The 18,468-nt window shown below is 59.7% G+C and carries 19 protein-coding genes; 10 read left to right on the forward strand and 9 right to left on the reverse strand.

From position 1 onward, the window contains the following. Nucleotides 1-42: 42 nt before the first annotated feature. On the reverse strand, nucleotides 43-2,031 hold the full coding sequence (gene parE, locus AC13CE_RS12930; protein WP_221538899.1) for a DNA topoisomerase IV subunit B: 1,989 nt from the start codon (nucleotides 2,029-2,031) through the stop codon (nucleotides 43-45). 61 nt (nucleotides 2,032-2,092) lie between these two features. After that, nucleotides 2,093-3,238, reverse strand: a complete 1,146-nt coding sequence (locus AC13CE_RS12935; protein ID WP_221538901.1) for a penicillin-binding protein activator — start codon at nucleotides 3,236-3,238, stop codon at nucleotides 2,093-2,095. A 38-nt stretch (nucleotides 3,239-3,276) separates the two neighbouring features. On the opposite strand from AC13CE_RS12935, the gene rsmI reads away from it, so the two are divergent. Genes rsmI through AC13CE_RS12955 form a run of 4 tightly spaced genes read left to right on the forward strand, consistent with a single transcriptional unit; the run spans nucleotide 3,277 to nucleotide 6,114 of the window. Continuing rightward, a complete protein-coding gene (gene rsmI, locus AC13CE_RS12940; protein WP_345719429.1) occupies nucleotides 3,277-4,131 on the forward strand; it encodes a 16S rRNA (cytidine(1402)-2'-O)-methyltransferase in 855 nt (284 codons plus the stop codon). Next, the gene (locus tag AC13CE_RS12945; RefSeq protein WP_482972653.1) at nucleotides 4,128-4,478 is read left to right on the forward strand and encodes a YraN family protein; all 351 of its coding nucleotides are present in this window, start codon (nucleotides 4,128-4,130) and stop codon (nucleotides 4,476-4,478) included. Before rsmI ends, AC13CE_RS12945 begins: the two co-directional genes overlap by 4 nt. A gap of 34 nt (nucleotides 4,479-4,512) precedes the next feature. Then, the gene (gshB, locus tag AC13CE_RS12950) at nucleotides 4,513-5,481 is read left to right on the forward strand and encodes a glutathione synthase (RefSeq protein ID WP_221538908.1); all 969 of its coding nucleotides are present in this window, start codon (nucleotides 4,513-4,515) and stop codon (nucleotides 5,479-5,481) included. Nucleotides 5,482-5,505: 24 nt separating this feature from the next. Further along, entirely contained in the window at nucleotides 5,506-6,114 is a 609-nt protein-coding gene (locus AC13CE_RS12955) for a VTT domain-containing protein (RefSeq protein ID WP_221538909.1), read from the forward strand. On the opposite strand, the gene AC13CE_RS12960 is transcribed toward AC13CE_RS12955, so the two are convergent. Together AC13CE_RS12960 and hemW are read right to left on the reverse strand one after the other, a co-directional pair. Then, nucleotides 6,111-7,007, reverse strand: a complete 897-nt coding sequence (locus AC13CE_RS12960) for a tyrosine recombinase XerC (RefSeq protein WP_221538911.1) — start codon at nucleotides 7,005-7,007, stop codon at nucleotides 6,111-6,113. The two genes, AC13CE_RS12955 and AC13CE_RS12960, sit on opposite strands and share 4 nt — an antisense overlap. Then, the gene (gene hemW, locus AC13CE_RS12965) at nucleotides 7,004-8,158 is read right to left on the reverse strand and encodes a radical SAM family heme chaperone HemW (protein ID WP_482972654.1); all 1,155 of its coding nucleotides are present in this window, start codon (nucleotides 8,156-8,158) and stop codon (nucleotides 7,004-7,006) included. Before hemW ends, AC13CE_RS12960 begins: the two co-directional genes overlap by 4 nt. Before the next feature lie 48 nt (nucleotides 8,159-8,206). On the opposite strand from hemW, the gene AC13CE_RS12970 reads away from it, so the two are divergent. After that, nucleotides 8,207-8,782, forward strand: a complete 576-nt coding sequence (locus AC13CE_RS12970) for a CAP domain-containing protein (RefSeq protein WP_221538916.1) — start codon at nucleotides 8,207-8,209, stop codon at nucleotides 8,780-8,782. Here AC13CE_RS12970 and rdgB read toward each other — a convergent pair. Beyond that, nucleotides 8,776-9,405 (reverse strand): RdgB/HAM1 family non-canonical purine NTP pyrophosphatase, encoded by a 630-nt coding sequence (gene rdgB / locus AC13CE_RS12975; RefSeq protein ID WP_221538918.1) that lies wholly within the window; start codon nucleotides 9,403-9,405, stop codon nucleotides 8,776-8,778. The genes AC13CE_RS12970 and rdgB overlap by 7 nt on opposite strands. After that, a complete protein-coding gene (gene rph, locus AC13CE_RS12980; protein WP_221538920.1) occupies nucleotides 9,402-10,118 on the reverse strand; it encodes a ribonuclease PH in 717 nt (238 codons plus the stop codon). Before rph ends, rdgB begins: the two co-directional genes overlap by 4 nt. A gap of 84 nt (nucleotides 10,119-10,202) precedes the next feature. On the opposite strand from rph, the gene hrcA reads away from it, so the two are divergent. The 4 genes from hrcA (at nucleotide 10,203) to AC13CE_RS13000 (ending at nucleotide 14,000) form a co-directional block, all read left to right on the forward strand. Then, entirely contained in the window at nucleotides 10,203-11,246 is a 1,044-nt protein-coding gene (hrcA, locus tag AC13CE_RS12985; protein ID WP_221538922.1) for a heat-inducible transcriptional repressor HrcA, read from the forward strand. A gap of 12 nt (nucleotides 11,247-11,258) precedes the next feature. Next, nucleotides 11,259-11,870 (forward strand): nucleotide exchange factor GrpE, encoded by a 612-nt coding sequence (grpE, locus tag AC13CE_RS12990; RefSeq protein WP_221538924.1) that lies wholly within the window; start codon nucleotides 11,259-11,261, stop codon nucleotides 11,868-11,870. Between the two features lie 25 nt (nucleotides 11,871-11,895). Continuing rightward, on the forward strand, nucleotides 11,896-13,647 hold the full coding sequence (locus AC13CE_RS12995; RefSeq protein ID WP_221538926.1) for a DUF885 domain-containing protein: 1,752 nt from the start codon (nucleotides 11,896-11,898) through the stop codon (nucleotides 13,645-13,647). A 62-nt stretch (nucleotides 13,648-13,709) separates the two neighbouring features. Beyond that, nucleotides 13,710-14,000 carry a hypothetical protein gene (locus tag AC13CE_RS13000; RefSeq protein ID WP_482972655.1) on the forward strand — a complete coding sequence of 97 codons (291 nt, stop codon included), beginning with the start codon at nucleotides 13,710-13,712 and terminating at the stop codon, nucleotides 13,998-14,000. 56 nt (nucleotides 14,001-14,056) lie between these two features. Here the strand turns inward: AC13CE_RS13000 and AC13CE_RS13005 are convergent, their stop codons facing one another. From AC13CE_RS13005 to AC13CE_RS13015, 3 genes are all read right to left on the reverse strand, one after another. Beyond that, a complete protein-coding gene (locus AC13CE_RS13005; RefSeq protein ID WP_482972656.1) occupies nucleotides 14,057-15,271 on the reverse strand; it encodes a PrnB family protein in 1,215 nt (404 codons plus the stop codon). A 62-nt stretch (nucleotides 15,272-15,333) separates the two neighbouring features. Continuing rightward, nucleotides 15,334-15,768 carry a vgr related protein gene (locus AC13CE_RS13010; RefSeq protein ID WP_247710344.1) on the reverse strand — a complete coding sequence of 145 codons (435 nt, stop codon included), beginning with the start codon at nucleotides 15,766-15,768 and terminating at the stop codon, nucleotides 15,334-15,336. A 101-nt stretch (nucleotides 15,769-15,869) separates the two neighbouring features. Beyond that, a complete protein-coding gene (locus AC13CE_RS13015; protein ID WP_221538930.1) occupies nucleotides 15,870-16,355 on the reverse strand; it encodes a copper chaperone PCu(A)C in 486 nt (161 codons plus the stop codon). 176 nt (nucleotides 16,356-16,531) lie between these two features. Here AC13CE_RS13015 and dnaK point away from each other — a divergent pair, with 176 nt between their 5' ends. After that, complete coding sequence (gene dnaK / locus AC13CE_RS13020) at nucleotides 16,532-18,463, forward strand: molecular chaperone DnaK (RefSeq protein WP_221538932.1); 1,932 nt, start codon at nucleotides 16,532-16,534, stop codon at nucleotides 18,461-18,463. The last annotated feature ends 5 nt before the right edge of the window (nucleotides 18,464-18,468 follow it).

Here is an 18,468-nt window from a genome sequence, read left to right on the forward strand (position 1 = left end):
TTATTTCGGGCATACCCATACGGCCCTTCCGGATCACGGGTGTCAGGCATCAATCATTTCTCGGTCGAACTCGCCTGCATTGTTCTGGATGAAATTGAAACGGTGTTCGGGATTGCGGCCCATGAGTTGATCGACCAGTTCCTTAACCACTGCACGTTGCTCGAATTCGGCAGGCAGCGTGATGCGGATCAGGCTGCGCGTATCCGGGTCCATCGTGGTCTCGCGTAGTTGTTGAGGATTCATCTCGCCAAGACCCTTGAAGCGGCCGACGTCTACCTTCTTTCCCTTGAATACGGTTTCTTCGAGCTCCTTGCGATGTGCATCGTCACGCGCATAGCGGCTCTCCTTGCCTGATGTGAGACGGTAGAGCGGAGGCTGTGCGAGGTAGAGATGTCCGCCGCGTACCACTTCGGCCATTTCCTGAAAGAAATACGTCATAAGCAGCGTGGCGATATGCGCGCCGTCGACATCGGCGTCGGTCATGATGATGATGCGGTCGTAACGCAGGTTCTCCGGGTCGCAATCCTTGCGTGTGCCGCAGCCCATGGCGAGCGTCAGGTCGGCTATTTCACTATTGGCGCGGATCTTGTCGGCAGTGGCGCTGGCGACGTTGAGAATTTTGCCGCGGATAGGCAGGATCGCCTGTGTTTTGCGGTTGCGAGCCTGTTTGGCGCTGCCGCCTGCACTGTCGCCTTCGACAATGAACAGTTCGGTTTCTCCGTCGCCTTCGCCGGAGCAATCGGTAAGCTTTCCGGGCAGACGCAGTTTTTTGGCATTGGTTGCGGTCTTGCGCTTGATCTCGCGTTCCTGCTTGCGGCGCAGGCGCTCGTCCATCCGCTCCATAACCTGGCCCAGCAGAGCCTTGCCTCGGTCCATGTTGTCGGAAAGGAAGTGATCGAAATGATCGCGCACTGCGTTCTCTACCAGTCGAGCTGCCTCGGGTGATGTGAGGCGGTCTTTGGTCTGGCTCTGGAACTGCGGATCGCGGATGAAGACGCTGAGCATGACCTCGGCACCGACCATGATATCGTCAGCCGTGAGGTCCTTTGCCTTCTTCGTGCCGGTCAGTTCGCCGAACGCACGCAGCCCCTTGGTAAGGGCCGCACGGACACCTTGCTCGTGCGTACCGCCGTCGGGCGTGGGCACCGTGTTGCAGTACCAACTCGTCGAACCGTCAGAATAGAGTGGCCATGCAATCGCCCATTCGACGCGGCCCTGTTCCATGCCGTCCTGCTCGGGAAAGTCCTGCGATCCGGCGAATGGCTGGGCAGTGACGCATTCTCGTCCGCCGATCTGCTCGGCGAGGTGATCGGCCAGGCCACCTGGAAACTTGAAAATTGCCTCTGCAGGGACTTCTTCCGAAGCCAGACTTTCGGTGCATTTCCAGCGGATTTCCACGCCCGCGAACAGATAGGCCTTAGAGCGGGCGAGCTTGAATAGCCGTTTGGCGCTGAACTTGCGGTCACCGAAGATTTCGCTGTCGGGAACAAAAGTTACCGTTGTCCCGCGCCGATTTGGGGTAGGGCCAAGTTCTTGGATATCGCCCTTGGGCGCGCCCTTGGAGAATTCCTGCGCATACAGCGTCTTGTCGCGCGCTACCTCGACCCGTGTGTAGTCCGACAGAGCGTTGACCACGCTGACGCCCACGCCGTGGAGACCGCCGCTGGTAGCATAGGCCTTGCCCGAGAACTTGCCGCCCGAATGGAGCGTGGTGAGGATGACTTCCAGCGTCGACTTGCCCGGATACTTCGGATGCTCTGCCACCGGCATCCCGCGCCCGTTATCAGAGATGGTGATGCGGTTGCCTTCCTCGACCCGGACCTCGATCCGGCTGGCATGGCCGGCGACCGCCTCGTCCATCGAATTGTCGAGCACTTCGGCGACGAGATGGTGCAAAGCCCGGTCGTCAGTCCCGCCGATATACATGCCGGGGCGTCGGCGCACAGGCTCAAGGCCTTCGAGGACCTCGATGGAAGAAGCATCATAGTCGCCGGAAGATGTCGGCGTATTTTCGAACAGGTCGTCGGACATTGCCGCAGGCTATATCGCTCGCAGTGCTCGCCGCAAGCTGGACGGTAAGGTTATCCGCCTGTCAGAAGCCCTTGGGGGCAGCCGAGACAACCTCTACGTCGCCATTGGTTACCCGGCGTACTTCCATCGAGCGCTGAATCACGCCGTTCCGTTGAAAGCGAAAGGGGCCATCGATACCGTCGAATCCCCCCGACTGGAACAGAACATCGGTAGGAAATGGACGGCCGAAGCGCCATTCGCGTGCTGCCCGAAGCGTCAGCAGGACAGCGTCGTAACCAAGCGTCGCAACGCGATAAGGCTGTCCGCCGAACCGTTCCTGATAGCTACGCACAAAGCCGGCGTAGCGAGCATCGCTGACAGCGGAGAAGAGCGCGCCGCGCAGTGCGGAAGACCGTAGTAACGCACTGTCGCCGCTCCAACGTTCGGTCCCCAAAATCCGGAGGCCAGCAGACTTCACGGCTTCCGCACCCCGGATCGAATTGGCACCTCCGTCAGCGATCAGGATCGTGTCGAAGCCGCCGCGCTGCTTCAACCGGCCCGCGGCACTGACGACCGAAGTATTGCTGCGGGTATAGTTTTCGCTCGCGACGAGGTTCCCGCCGTATTCGGAAAGAGCCGAACGCAGCGCTGCGTCGGCGCGCACTCCATAATCACCGTCGGGCGCGAGTATGGCGAAACTGTCGGCTCCATTGTCGCGTGCATATTCCACACTGCGCGCAATCGATTGTTCGGGAATATGACCCATCACGAATACGCCAGGGCCGGCCACAGTCGCATCGTTGGAAAAGCTGATAATCGGCACGTTGGCTGGAGCGGCCTCGGCGCGGACCGAAACGACGTTGCTGCCCAGCAAGGGGCCTATTATCAGCTTGCTGCCGTCGGCAATCGCCTGCCTAGCCGCTGCCTGCGGACCTTCGGCAGTGTCATAGGTGGTAATGCGCAAGTTGCTCGCTTCAGTGTCGAGGATCGCCATGGTCGTTGCGTTGGCGATCGATTGTCCCACTTCGCCGTTCTGGCCGGAAAGGGGCACCAGCAGTGCAACTCGGTGCAGGTTCTCGTCCTGGGGAAGGGTGGTCGCGCTCGGCTCCGGTGTGGGGGTGCCCACGGTAGGGGCATCGCCGCCTTTCGGAATTATCGAACAGCCTGAAAGCAGGACTGCGCCTGCCGCCATCATTACGTTACGCCGGGTGACAAATGCGCGCTTCATTCTTGCCGCGTCCCTCTAAGGTAGTTCATGGGGAGAGAGTGAGCGATGCCGCCCAGCCTCTACAGGACCGCCTTACACCCGGTCTTTACCTTGTTGCCACCCCTATCGGCAATCTGGGCGATATCACCATGCGAGCCGTGGACATTCTGTCACGCTGCGACGCGGTTGCTTGCGAGGACACGCGGGTCACCGGCAAGCTTTTGAAGCATCTGGGTATTTCCAAACCGCTTTGGCGGTACGACGATCACAGCGAGCATCGCGACCGATCCCGCCTTGTCGAATCCGTCCGTACGCGCGCGGTCGCGCTGGTGAGCGACGCGGGGACACCGATGATCTCCGATCCAGGATACCGGTTGGTGAACGATTGCCGTGCGGAAGGCATTCCTATCACGAGCCTGCCCGGTGCATGCGCTGCGATCGTAGGGCTGACGCTTTCCGGCTTGCCGAACGACCGATTTCTCTTCGCCGGTTTCCTGCCGGTCAAGGACAAGGCCCGGCGCGAAACACTCGAGGAACTGTCTGCCACCAATGCGACACTGGTTTTTTACGAAACAGGGCCACGCCTGCTCAAATCGCTGAAGGTACTGGGCGAGGTCCTGCCCGAGCGGGAAATCGCAGTTGCGCGCGAACTCACCAAGTTGCACGAGGAGTGCCGCCGTGGACTGTCCGACGGATTGATCGCCTATTACGATGCTAATCCTCCGAAAGGAGAAATCGTGCTTCTCGTCGGACCGCCGCAAGATCATGCTCCCAGTGATGCGGATGCGGACCATATGCTCCGTGAAGCCATGCAGACGATGAAGGCAAGTCAGGCCGCCGGACAGGTCGCGAAGGCGACCGGTCTGGATCGCAAGGCGCTCTATGCCCGCGCGATGGAGTTGAAGTCCGAATGAACCGTCAGCAGGCCGAGCGCAGCGGTCGCGATGGCGAGACGCGTGCGGCGCTCTGGCTGCGGGCGAAGGGGTGGCAGATTCTCGACCGGCGCATCAAGACGCCGGCAGGAGAGATCGATCTCGTGGCGAAACGCGGCAGGCTGATCGCTTTCGTCGAGGTGAAATGGCGTAAGAAGCGCGAGGAACTAGACTACGCGATTGACCAGACGCGCTTGACCCGCGTTGCCGCAGCGACCGAGGCCGTGGCGCATCGATATGCACAGGAGGGGGAGGATATCCGTGTCGATGTAATCCTGCTTGCACCTGGTGCCTTCCCTCGCCACATCGCCAACGCCTGGCAGCCCTGATCCTGCGGCGGGCTCAGTATAACCGGAGTTTGAGATGACCCTACGTGTCGCCGTACAGATGGACCCGCTCGAAAGCATCAAGATCGCGGGAGACAGCAGCTTCGCTTTGATGCTCGCAGCGCAGGAGCGCGGGCATGAGGTCTGGCATTACGATGTCGCAAGTCTCGCCTGGCAAAGCGACGGTACGCCCGCGGGCCAAATCACAGCGCATGCCGCACCGGTCAAGGTTCAGCGGGTCGAAGGCGCTCACTTCACTGCCGGGGAACGCCGCCGTATCGATCTTGCAAGGGATATCGACGTCGTGTTGATGCGGCAGGATCCCCCGTTCCATCTTGGCTATATCAGTGCCGCTTTTCTGCTCGATCGGTTGAAGGGCACTACTCTGGTCGTAAATGATCCGCGCGAAGTGGTGAACGCGCCCGAGAAGATGTTCGTGCTCGATTATGCCAGGTTCATGCCACCGACCATGATCGCGCGGCATCTTGACGACCTCAAGACCTTCCAGCGTGAGCACGGTTCGGTGGTTGTAAAGCCGCTCCACGGCAATGGCGGCAAGGCGATTTTCCGCCTTGATGAGAGCGGTACAAACCTGTCGGCACTCAGCGAGGTATTCGACCTTACCTGGCCAGAGCCGCATATGTTGCAGCCATTTCTCCCGGAAGTGGCGGAAGGCGACAAGCGTATAGTCCTCGTCGATGGTGAATTTGCCGGGGCAATCAACCGCTTTCCCGGAGAAGGTGAGTTTCGTTCGAATCTGGCGCAAGGCGGTCATGCGGAGGCTGCGACATTGACCCCGCGTGAAGAGGAAATTTGTGCTGCAATGGGGCCCGAACTGAAGAAGCGCGGTCTGGTATTTGTCGGGATCGACGTGATTGGCGGGAAGTGGTTGACGGAAATCAACGTTACCTCGCCAACCGGAATCGTTGCAATCGACAGATTCAACGGTACCGACACGGCCAGCCTTATCTGGGAAGCGATCGAGCGCAGATACGCGGACCAATAACTCCGATCGGCCGTTAGACGCACTGTGAACGATTTCATCCTAAGTGCTATCGCCAGCGGCGGATATTTCGGCATCTTCATCCTGATGGCGCTGGAGAATATCTTTCCGCCCATGCCGTCGGAAATTATCATGGGCTATGGCGGTGTGCTGGTTGCACGCGAGCAGATGTCCTTCATGCCGCTTCTGATGATCGGCACGCTGGGCACGGTGGCGGGAAACTATTTCTGGTATTGGCTCGGTTATCGCTGGGATGAAGATCACCTCAAGAATTTCATCGAAAAGCGCGGGCGCTGGCTGACCTTCGAATGGGAAGAATTCGAAAAGGCGCGCCACATGTTCCGTCGCCACGGTGACTGGATCGTCTTCCTGCTGCGCTTCTCGCCGTTCCTTCGCACCATTATCTCTTTGCCTGCCGGGCTTGCCAGGATGAAGCTCTGGCGCTTCCTCCTCTTCACCTTCCTCGGATCGCTGATCTGGAATGGAGCGCTGATCCTTGGCGGCAGTGCTCTGTCCGGCCTGATCGACCGGTACGATGTCTATGCGAGCTGGGCGGTCGGCGGTTTCATTGCCATGGGTGTAGCCTGGTATGTGTACCGGGTGGCCACGTGGAAACCGGCGAGCAGAAAGTCCTAGTCCGTCTCTCGCGGGTGGGCGCTGCGGTAGGTATCCAGCAAGCTCGCCGCATCGACCTTCGTATAGATCTGGGTCGACCCGAGACTGGCATGGCCGAGCAGCTCCTGCAGGCTGCGTAGATCGGTCCCGGCGCCTAGCAAATGCGTTGCGAAACTATGTCTCAGCGCGTGAGGAGTGGCGGTATCGGGAAGGCCAAGCACACGCCGCGCACGGGCGGTGACTTTCTGCACCACGCCTTGTGAGAGCGGCCCGCCCTTGATGCCGCGAAAGAGCGGATCTTCGCCGGAAAGAGACCACGGGCATTGGCGCACATAGGCATCGACCGCCTCACGGATCAGTGGGACGAGCGGGACCATCCGCTGCTTGTTGCCCTTGCCGGTAACCGTGAGCGTTTCACCCAGCGGCAAGTCGCTGCCCTTGAGCGAAAGCGCCTCCGAAATGCGCATACCTGCGCCATAAAGCATCAACAGCACTGCCCGGTCGCGTGCGCCGACCCAGCCTTCGGCGGCGAGCGCTTCTACCGTTTCGGCCAGTCCGATCGCGTCGTCGGGGGTAACCGGGCGAGGCAAACCTTTTTTAAGGCGCGGTCCCCTGATGCGAGGGGATTCGGTCACCTCGTATCCCGCCTGCGCACGGGCAAAGCCGATGAAAGCTTTGAGCGCCGAGAGTTCGCGCGCGGCGGAGGCGTTGGACAGTCCGTCGACCCGCCGTGCAGCCAAGTGGGCGCGCAGTTTGGCAGTCGAAAGGCTGGCGATTTGTTCGAACCCGGTTATTTCGAGACTGGTCAGTAAGCGCTCGGCGGCCTTGTGATAGGCGCGCACGGTATGTGGTGACCGCCGCAGGCCGAGCGCAAGATGGTCATGCCACGCGCCAAGAACATCCTGCCTGCTCAACTGCTCACGAGCTCCTCGGGTACGAGTTCACCGAGAAGCCCATCTAGCAGCGGCATACCCGCTTCGGACACACCCAGCCGACCGTCCATGGTCCATATCAGTCCGAGATTTCGATAAAGAGCCAGCTTCTTTTCATCGATCAGGCCACCGCGGGAAATGCCGAAGCGGGATTCCAATTCGGCGAGGTCGATGCCATCGGCGAGGCGCAGGCCCATGAGTATGGCTTCCGAGGCCTGTTCGCGATTATCCAGAATTCTGTGCTCGGCGATACCGTCACCTTGCCTATCGATGGAGGCGAGGAAATTCTCGGGTTTCTTGTGGCGTGTCGTTCCAATACCGCCGCGCCGCCCATGCGCGCCCGGACCGATGCCGTGGTAGTCGCGGTATCGCCAGTAGGTGAGATTGTGACGGCTTTCCTCGCCCAGCTTCGCGTGGTTGCTGATTTCGTAAGCCGGGAGGCCAGCCTCGTCGGTCATGGCGCGGGTAAGGGCGAAGAGGTCGGCCGCCGGATCATCCTCCAACGGATTGACACGCCCCAGTCTAACATCCGTGGCGAAGCGCGTCGTAGGCTCGATGGTCAATTGGTACAGTGACATATGCGACGTTCCCAGCGCCAGCGCCTCCGAGAGTTCCTGCCGCCATTCGTCCGGCGTCTGATCGGGCCGGGCATAGATCAGGTCGATCGAAACGCGGCTGAACAGTTTCTGCGCTGTTTCGAGCGCATCAAGCGCTTCATTCGCACCATGGAGCCTCCCCAGAAAGCGCAACACGTCGTCACGCAGGCTCTGTACACCAAGCGAGACACGGTTGATCCCCGCGCTAGCAAGATCGGCAAAGTTCGCGGCTTCCACCGATGAGGGATTTCCTTCGAGTGTAATCTCGATGTTCTCCGCAAAGCCCCACAGTTTTTCAGCTTCTCGCAGGAGAGACGCCACGAGGGCAGGCGGCATGAGCGAAGGTGTTCCTCCACCGAAAAAGATACTTAGAAGCGACTCTTCATTTTCTACCGAAGCAAACTCGGCGCGCATATCGGCCAGCAATGCAGCTTCCCATACGGCCATGTCGGTGCGTCCGCGAACGTGGCTGTTGAAGTCGCAATAGGGACATTTCGCCAAGCAGAATGGCCAGTGGATGTAGAGAGAACGGGCCAATTCTTGGCTTCACCTCAAATTAAGCAGGAATACGGTTATAGCATTGCCATGGACGGGTCTAAAATTCTGATTGCGGCAAGCGCCGCATTCGCTGCGCTATGTGCCACGGGCATCACGGTTGCCGCAAGCGCTAGCAACAGCGGCAATGGGTACCGAACCGGAACAGCTTACGACAATCGCATGGATGATAGGCTCGCCTTGCGCATGCTCGACGCGCATAATCGTGAGCGGCAGCGCCTCGGCTTGCCCAAGCTGAAATGGAACCGCGCGCTGGAGCGCGAGGCACAGCAATGGGGCCGCGAACTCGCCAGACGTGGACGGCTAGAACATGCCGACCGCCGCACGCGCAACAGCACGGGCGAGAATCTATGGATGGGTAGTCAGGGCCAATGGGACGTGCTTGTCGGGCTCGAAATGATGATCGATGAAAAGAGGCATTACAGGCACGGTAATTTTCCCGAAATTTCCTCGACGGGAAAGTGGGCCGACGTAGCGCATTATACCCAGATAGTCTGGCGCGACACCAAGGAAGTTGGCTGTTCGGTAGTCAACGACCGGGGCTGGGACGTGCTGGTGTGTCGCTACTGGCCCGCCGGCAATGTTTGGGGTCAGAAGGCTTACTGACCGAACTGTTCGTTTACGAGTTTGGCGAAGGCATCGGCGCGATGGCTGATCGCGTGTTTTTCTTCCGGTGCGATCTCTGCGAAAGTTTGCTCGCGTCCCTTGGGAACGAAAACCGGATCGTAGCCGAACCCCATTTCCCCGCGGGGCGGCCACGTCAACTTTCCGGGTGCCGTACCTTCATAGACGGCGTGCTCGCCATCGGGCCAGGCGATTGCAAGTACACAGTGGAACGCGCAGGAGCGATCGGCATCGGGGCCTTTCCGCTGGAGCATTCCCTCGACCTTGCCCATGGCCATGTACCAGTCGCGGCCCGGATTGCCCTCGAACCACTGCCGTTCCGCCCAGTCTGCGGTATAGACGCCGGGGCGTCCGTCCAGTGCATCGACCGAAAGACCGCTGTCGTCGGCAAGGGAAGGGAGGCCCGAGGCCTCGGCTGCTGCGCGCGCCTTTAGCAGAGCGTTCTGGACGAAAGTCGTCCCCGTTTCCGCCGGTTCGGGCAGGCCCAGAGAGCCTGCGGAGATGCACTTCACCCCATGCGGGGCGAGCAGCGCGGAAATCTCCTTGAGCTTGCCCGCATTATGCGTGGCGATCACCAGGCTGCCCGAACCGATGCGGCGTGTCATTTGCGCGTAGCCTCGTCCTGCGCCTTGAAGATTTCGGCACAGCCCATCTGGGCCAAACGGAGGAGCCGCAGGAAGGCTTCTTCGTCATAGGGCGCGCCCTCTGCGGTTGCCTGTGCTTCAGCGATCTTGCCGCCTTCGATTAGTACGAAATTGGCATCGGCATCTGCCGAGCTGTCTTCGGGATAATCGAGGTCGAGCACAGGTGTTCCCTTGTAGATTCCGCAGGATACCGCGGCAACCTTGGCAGTAATCGGATCCTCGACGATGTCGCCCGACTTCATCAGCGCATTCACGGCGAGGCGCAGGGCGATCCATGCGCCGGAGATCGAGGCTGTGCGTGTGCCGCCATCGGCCTGGATGACGTCGCAATCGAGTGTAATCTGACGTTCGCCAAGTTTCCTGTGGTCGACTACAGCACGCAAGCTACGACCAATAAGGCGCTGTATTTCCTGAGTTCTTCCACTCTGTTTTCCCTTGGCTGCCTCACGTTGGCCGCGAGTATGGGTTGCGCGTGGCAGCATTGAATATTCGCCGGTGACCCAGCCTTCGCCTTTGCCGCGAAGCCACGGCGGTATGCGTTCTTCGACGCTGGCGGTGCACAGCACCTTGGTATCGCCGAAACCGATCAGGCAGCTGCCCTCGGCATGTTTGGTGTAACCGGTCTCGATGGTAATGGCGCGCATTTCATCGGGCGCACGTCCTGAAGGTCGCATAAAATCTCCAATGCAGTCGAATCTCTCGGGCAGGCTTTGGCCGAAGCCCCTTGAGGCCGCAAGGGGAGCGGCTAGATAGGAACAATGAACTCGCCGCCTCTACCTGACATGTCCGACCGTGCTCGCGAGATATTTCGCCTCGTGGTCGAGGGATATCTCGAGAGCGGCTCGCCGGTCGGTTCGAAAGCTCTTTCGGGCGAGGGAGGTGTGAACCTCTCACCCGCGTCGATCCGGTCCGTTCTGGCGGAATTGGAACAGCGCGGGCTTCTTGCCGCTCCGCACACCAGCGCAGGCCGTATGCCGACGGACAGCGGACTTCGTCTCTTTGTCGATGCGATGATGCAGGTGGCCGAACCGACCGCGGAGGAACGCGCCGCCATCGAACAACGCATCGCACAGCCGGGTCCTATCGAACGTGCGTTGGAGCAGACCAGTGCCTTGCTTTCCGACCTTTCGGGTGCGGCGGGCATGGTCATGGTGCCGAGACGAGAGCCGCGCCTTGCGCAGGTCTCGCTTACCCCGCTCGATGCCGGCCGGATTCTCGCCGTGCTGGTTGGTGAGGACGGGCATGTTGAAAATCGTGTCTTGCCTATGCCGGTCGAAGCGCTCGGCACCTCGCTCGAACAGGCGAGTAATTTCCTTACAGCCCAGACTGCGGGCCGGACGTTGGCAGAGGCGGCACAGCTGATAGAACGCGAAATCGCCAGCGGTCGCAGTGCATTGGACGAAGCCAGTCGCGACCTGGTGGAGCGCGGTCTCGCCGTGTGGACCGAAGATGCCTCGAACCGTCCGGTCCTGATCGTGCGGGGGCAGGCTAACCTGCTCGACGAAAGTGCGCTGTCCGATATCGAAAGGGTCCGTTCGTTGCTGGACGACCTCGAAAACAAGCAGTCGGTTGCCTCGTTGCTGGAAAATGCGCGTGAAGCGGAAGCCATGCGAATTTTCATCGGTAGCGAGAATCGCTTGTTTTCGCTTTCGGGCTCGTCCGTCATCGCCGCGCCCTATCGCGACCGGGAGGGAAAAGTGGTCGGGGTACTCGGTGTCATCGGTCCAACTCGGTTGAATTACGCGCGTGTCGTCCCCATGGTGGATTTCACGGCCCGATCCTTGGGCAAGAGAATTGGCTGACAGGGTTTTCAAGTGAACAACGAGAACACGAACGAACCGCAGGAAAAGGCGGTCGACGATGAAGTGGCGCGCGAAATGGAAGGCGTGCCGGAACACCTGCGCGAAGGCGCGGACGAAGACAAAAGCGAAGGTGAAGACGCGGAGGAAGCGCTGGAAGATGCGCTCGCCAGCCTTCGCGGAGATCTTGAAGCAGCGAAGCAGGACGTACTTTATGCTCGCGCAGAGACACAGAATGTGCGTCGCCGCATGGAGAAGGATATTCAGGACGCCCGCAATTATGCTGCCACCGGTTTCGCGCGCGATGTGCTGAGTGTGGCAGACAACCTTGCGCGCGCACTCGATGCGATCCCGGACGAACAGCGGGAAGACGAGAAGCTCAAGGGTTTTATCGCGGGTATCGAGGCAACCCAACGCGAACTGGAGAAGGTTTTTTCGCAGAACGGCATTACGCGCATAGCCGCCAAGGGTATGCCGCTCGATCCGAACCAGCATCAGGCAATGATGGAAGTGCCGACCGACGAGGTCGAACCCGGCACGATCGTTCAGGAGATGCAGGCTGGCTACATGATCAAGGATCGTCTGCTGCGCCCGGCAATGGTCGGCGTAGCAAAGAAGCCGGACTGATCAGAACACTTTCGGGAGAGAATCGATGAGGACTGCCATTTTCGGAGCGGCGGTCCTCGCCGTCTCCGCTTTCGCTAGCCCGCTTGCAGCTCAGGACACAGCCGACGAGCGGCTCATGGCACTGGCCGACGAATATCATGACTTCCAGTTGGCGGAATATGGACTGACGGAACGGGACGACGGAGGCACCGAACAGGGCGACCGGCTATGGTCGGTGACTCCCGAAGCGCATCGCGCACGCGCGGCGCAATTCGCCCGCTACCTGGAACGTCTCGAAAACATCAATTCCTCGGACTTGTCGCCGGAAGCCCGCACCAATGCGATGGTCCTTCGCACACTTCTCGAAAGCGACATCGGCGATGCGCGCTTTGCCGAATGGGAAATGCCCTTCGACAGCGACAGCAACTTCTGGTCCTATCTCGCTGCGAGAAGTGCTTTCAATACAGTCGAGGATTATGAGAATTACATCGGGCGCATGCGCGATTTGCCGCGCTATTTCGATGAACAGATCGCCAATGCCGGTGCAGGGCTGGAACGAGGTTTCAGTGTTCCGCGCGTAACGCTCGAAGGTCGGGATGCTTCGATCGAGGCATATGTCGTCGATTCCCCCGAAGAGAGCCCGTTTTGGACGCCCTTCGAGAGCTTGCCCCAACGGTTCTCGGCCGAGGATCGCGCGCGGCTGGTGGCAGAAGGTCGCGCTGCGATCGAGGAAAGCGTCACGCCTGCCTATCGCGAGTTGCTGACGTTCTTCCGGGAGATCTATTTGCCCAACGCCCGCACCACATTGGGTGCTCGCGAGTTTCCAGATGGCGCGGCCTATTACGCGCAGCAGATACGGCAATATACCACGCTCGACCTGACCGCAGAGGAAATCCACCGTATCGGTCTGGGAGAGGTCGCTCGAATCACTTCGGAAATGGAGCAGGCAAAGGCGGATGCCAGTTTCGAAGGCACGCTGGCGGAGTTCATCTCTTTCCTGCGCACCGACGAACAATTCGTGGCCGATACGCCCGATGAGCTGATGGGCGTCGCCGCTTACACTGCCAAGCGTGTCGACGACAAACTGGATGAGTACTTCGGTTTCCTTCCGCGTTACCGTCATGGACTACGTCCGGTCGATCCCGCGATCGCACCTTTTTACACTGCAGGGCGGGGAGGGCTCGAATATTGCCAGATCAACACGCATGACCTGCCGTCGCGACCGGTGTACAACATCCCGGCGTTGACCATGCACGAATGCGCGCCGGGACATTCCTTCCAGGCTGCGATTGCGCTCGAGCGTGAGGATGCACCGCGCTTTCGCCGACAGACCTATTTCTCAGGTTTCGGCGAGGGGTGGGGCCTGTACACGGAATATCTCGGCAATGAGATGGGCATCTATCGCGACCCCTATGAACGGTTCGGACAGCTGTCCTATGAAATGTGGCGCGCGGCACGGCTCGTGATCGACACCGGCATCCACCACTATGGCTGGACCCGTGAGCAGGCGGTCGAATATCTTTCCAGTCATACGGCGCTTTCGGATCGCGAAGTCGGGACCGAGATCGACCGCTATATAAGCTGGCCGGGACAGGCTCTGGCTTACAAGCTGGGCGAGATGACCATTCGGCGTGTGCGCCAGAAAGCGGAGAACGCGCTTGGGGAAGACTTCGACATCCGCAAGTTCCACGATGTCGTTCTATCGCTGGGCTCGGTCCCCCTGCCTGCGCTCGAAGCTCGCATCGACGCCTTTATCGCTGATGGTGGGCAAGGTTTGCCGGGGGTAAGCTACGACTGATCGGGAACGGTCTGGCCAACACTCCGTAGTTTGACCAACAGGGAAATTGACGGAGAAATGCCATGAGAAGCAAGATACTAATCGTGCCGACGCTCGCACTTTCGGCACTCGGCCTTGGCGCTTGTGCGCAGAACTATGGCGTTGAAGGTGCGGTTGCCGGGGCAGCTGCCGGTGCGGGTCTGGCTGCAATCACCGATGGTGATATCGAGACCTATGCGCTTGCCGGTGCGGCAATCGGTGGAGTTGTCGGCTACGCTACGGACAAGAACGATCGGTGCGATGGCTACTATGGCAATGGTCGCTATGTGGACGACGATTGCCGTTATGATGACCGTTACGCACGTTATTGGTAGAACTGGTCAAGCTTTGAACAGGGCCGCTCCCAACGGAGCGGCCCCTTTTTGATTGATCAGACTACCTGAGCGCGGTTTTCGTCCCGATGCTTTTTGAGGTATTTCATGAAGGGCGTACCGCCCGTACCTACATCGGGGTCGTTACCCGCGATTGAGCCGGCCTGCTTGTTGATATAGCTCGCCGCATATTCGAGATGCCGTGTGCGGAAACGCGCCGACTGTTCAAGACAGGCGTTGAAGGCATCCTTCAGTTCCTGATTATCGCTGCCACTGACGAAGTCCCGCAGTGTCGACTGCCTGGCGAGATCCTCGATGAAGCGACGGTGTTCGACGGGGCGATACTGGTGGAGTTCGTCGAGGAACTGGCGCAGGGGATCGTCGCTGTGATCGACCTGGAAAAGCGCATCCATCGCCGGAACGATCGAGCTTTGCGAACCCGTTTGCCCGCGGAAAGCCTGCGGCTTGCCTTCGTAACGGTCCATCCCCTCGTAGATAAGACCGCCGCCTTCCAACGCGGGATTGTTCGCCCAGCCGTGGATATAGGGGCGCACCCGGTGGAAATAGATGTATGGGTCGCACTGTTCGGGCATGCGGGAAAAGTGCGCGTAGATGCCTTCCCATGCTTGGTCCATTTCCCTGAGTAGGCGTGTGGCCTCGGCTGCGTTGCCATCCTTGGCAACCGAGACCAGTTTCGCCGCATTATCCAGCAGCACGCCAGCTTCGGCCTCGATTGCGACATGGACCAGCACAAACCAGTTCTCATCGGCCCCGCCGAAGAAGTTCTGGTACATTGCGATATTGTCGAGTGTGATCGGCCCCGATTTGTCGAGCCGGTACCAATTGTCGAGTACATAGCCCGAATAGGGAAGAAGTGGCGCCTGGCCTAGGCGATCGGCAATCTCGCACATGGGGCGGCCGAGATTCGCGGGCAAATGCTTCGGTGGTTCTGGTTCTCCCCAAACATAGGCCTGCACGAGGAAGGAATAATGCACCATCGCAGTGCGTACTTCTTCTTCCGGCGCAGTCTTGACCCATTCGCCGATTTGCGGATCGGGCAGCGCGTCGAGCCAGTGACGAACGCGGCCGGTGGTCAGTAGTGCGGAGAGTTTGCCCGCAGCGTCCAGGATGGGAGCGAATTGCTCCGGAAGGGTGATTTCGTCGATTTCGTAATGCGAAAGATAGCCGCGTTCGCGGCTCATACCGTAATCTTTAAGCTCCATGTGATGACTCATCGCCGGGCGCGGGTTGGGCCGCCCGATCAATGCGCGCATTCGTATCCATCCGTGGCGATCTTCTCAAGCATCGGCGTGGAAAAGTTCCGAACGCCGTAACGTCAGGCAGCTTTTTCCGAAAATCTTACCAGCAATTCATATGCTTCGGCCGATGGGGCACCTGCAATCTTCACGCCATTGCGCAACCAGAAGGCGTGCTTCACGATTTCCGCCTGTTGCTCGATCCCATATTGCTCGAGCCGCCATCCAGGTTTGAGGGAATAATCATAACGCGCCCACGGCATTCGGTGGGTAACCAGGTACCAGTTACCTCTTGTCTGGGTTTGCCAGACATGGACCAGTTCGTGGATCAGCAGGCCTTGCCGGATCAGCCCTTCACGAGAGAAATCATCGCAATAATATTCAGATCGGGGGTGGAAATGCAGGTGCCCGCGCGGAGCCATGGTGACGCGGCGAGGTTGAAACGGAAACCACTTTCGTCGCCTTATGGTGACCCGGTCATAGTCGATGGCGTCACCGAAAACTGTCCGGGCCAAAGCAATTTCGCCTTTTGTCAGGCTGCGTTCCCCGCCCGCCGCGCATTGCGGCGGGAGAGGGTCATCGTGGCTTTCGACGCCAAGTTTGTCGCGCAGGTCGTTCAGCGATCGTCCCCGGCGGACCGTACAGTCGCCTCGAACGTGTGGCGCCTGTTTCCCGCGGCGATGAGAGTGACTTCGGTCGTAGCGCCTTCTGCGATATTCTCGGCAAGCTCGAAGACCATGATGTGCTTTCCGCCTGGTTCGAAGCTCACGGTACCGCCGCTTTCCACCAGGATCGGAGGCGCCTCTCCCATCACCATCTTTCCATCTTCCATGATCGTATCGTGTATTTCGGCGCGACCGGCATCGGCGACCTCGGCGTTGCGGAAAGCCAGGTTACGGTCGCCATTGTTGGCGAGGTCGAAATAGATAGCAGCAGGGTTGCCGGCAACGGGCGGAAGCACAAGCCGCGCATTCGTTATCTCGACCCCGGCTATCGCATTTTCATCGACAATTGCGGCGGGCTCCTCCGTCTCGTTGCCGCAGGATGCCAGCCCGAGAGATGTTCCGGCAAGGAGCAGGGCGGCGTAGATCGATTTGGTCATTGTATATCCCTCCTGTGAATTGGTCGAAAATCTAGCGGGACCCATCTCTTGTGCCAAGGAAAAGCGAACCTATATCGCCCCTGTAATACACCGTTTTAATGAGCCGCCGACCGGTTTTGCCAGTTCTGGGAAACCAGCTGTGCGGCGTCCAACGATTTGAAACAGATGGGGAATCCATGAGCAAAGTTATCGGTATCGACCTCGGCACCACGAATAGCTGCGTTGCCGTGATGGACGGCGGCAAGCCCAAGGTCATCGAGAATTCCGAAGGCGCGCGTACGACGCCCTCGATTGTAGCCTTCACCAAGGATGGCGAACGCCTGATCGGTCAGCCGGCCAAACGCCAGGCTGTCACCAATCCCGACAACACACTTTTCGCCATCAAGCGCTTGATCGGTCGCCGGTTCGACGATCCGATGACCAAGAAGGATATGGATCTCGTTCCCTATGACATCGTCAAGGGCAAGAACGGCGATGCCTGGGTCGAAGCTGGCGGCGAAGATTATTCGCCCAGCCAGATTTCCGCCTTCATCCTCCAGAAGATGAAGGAAACAGCCGAAAGTTATCTCGGCGAAACCGTGACGCAGGCGGTCATTACCGTGCCCGCATACTTCAACGACGCACAGCGCCAGGCGACGAAAGACGCGGGCCAGATCGCCGGCCTCGAAGTGCTGCGCATCATCAACGAGCCGACTGCGGCCGCGCTGGCCTATGGCATGGACAAGGACGACGGTAAGACCATTGCGGTCTATGACCTTGGCGGCGGTACTTTCGACGTTTCGATCCTCGAAATCGGGGACGGCGTATTCGAAGTGAAGTCGACCAATGGCGACACTTTCCTCGGTGGCGAAGACTTCGACAGCGCTATCGTCGAATATCTCGCGGACGAGTTCAAGAAGAAGGAGAACATGGATCTCCGGACGGACAAGCTCGCCCTGCAGCGTTTGAAGGAAGCAGCCGAAAAGGCCAAGATCGAGCTGTCGAGCTCGGCCCAGACCGAAGTCAATCTTCCCTTCATCACTGCGCGCATGGAAGGCGGCAGCTCGACCCCGCTGCACCTCGTGGAAACGCTGACGCGTTCGAAGCTCGAACAGCTTGTCGGCGACCTTGTGAAGCGCACGCTCGAGCCCTGCAAAAAAGCACTGGCAGATGCCGGCATCGACAAGGGCGGCGTTGACGAAGTCATCCTCGTCGGCGGTATGACCCGCATGCCCAAGGTGCGCGAAGTCGTGGAAGAATTCTTCGGCAAGAAGCCGCACACCGGCGTGAATCCAGATGAAGTCGTGGCCATGGGTGCCGCCATCCAGGCCGGCGTGCTTCAGGGCGACGTCAAGGACGTGCTGCTGCTCGACGTGACCCCGCTTTCGCTGGGTATCGAAACGCTTGGCGGGATCATGACGAAGATGATCGATCGCAACACGACGATCCCGACCAAGAAGAGCCAGACCTACTCCACTGCAGAGGACAACCAGCAGGCGGTGACCATCCGCGTGTTCCAGGGTGAGCGCGAGATGGCCGGCGACAACAAATTGCTCGGTCAGTTCGATTTGGTCGGTATCCCGCCCGCACCCCGCGGCGTGCCGCAGATCGAGGTCACCTTCGACATCGACGCCAACGGCATCGTCAACGTCTCGGCCAAGGACAAAGGCACCGGCAAGGAACAGCAGATCCGCATCCAGGCTTCGGGCGGGCTGTCGGATAGCGACATCGAACAGATGGTTCAGGACGCCGAGAAATTTGCCGACGAGGACAAGAAGCGCCGCGAAAGCGCCGAGGCTCGCAACCAGGCCGACAGTCTCGTCCACGCGACCGAAAAGCAGCTCGAAGAGCATGGCGACAAGATCGACGCTTCGTTGAAGAGCGAAGTTGAAGAGAAGGTTGCGGCGCTCAAGACGGCGCTCGAAGGCGACGACGCGACCGATATCAACGCCAAGGCCCAGGATTTGTCGCAGAGTGCGATGAAGATGGGCCAATCGATCTACGAGCAGGAGCAGGCGAAAGCCGCTTCCGACGCGCCGGAGGGCGGAGACGCCGCTTCCGACAGCAAGTCTGACGAAGAAGTGGTCGACGCCGAATTCTCCGAAGTCGACGAAGACGCCAAGAACTGAGACGC

The sequence above is a fragment of the Qipengyuania sp. B-5 genome (genome assembly GCF_056857815.1).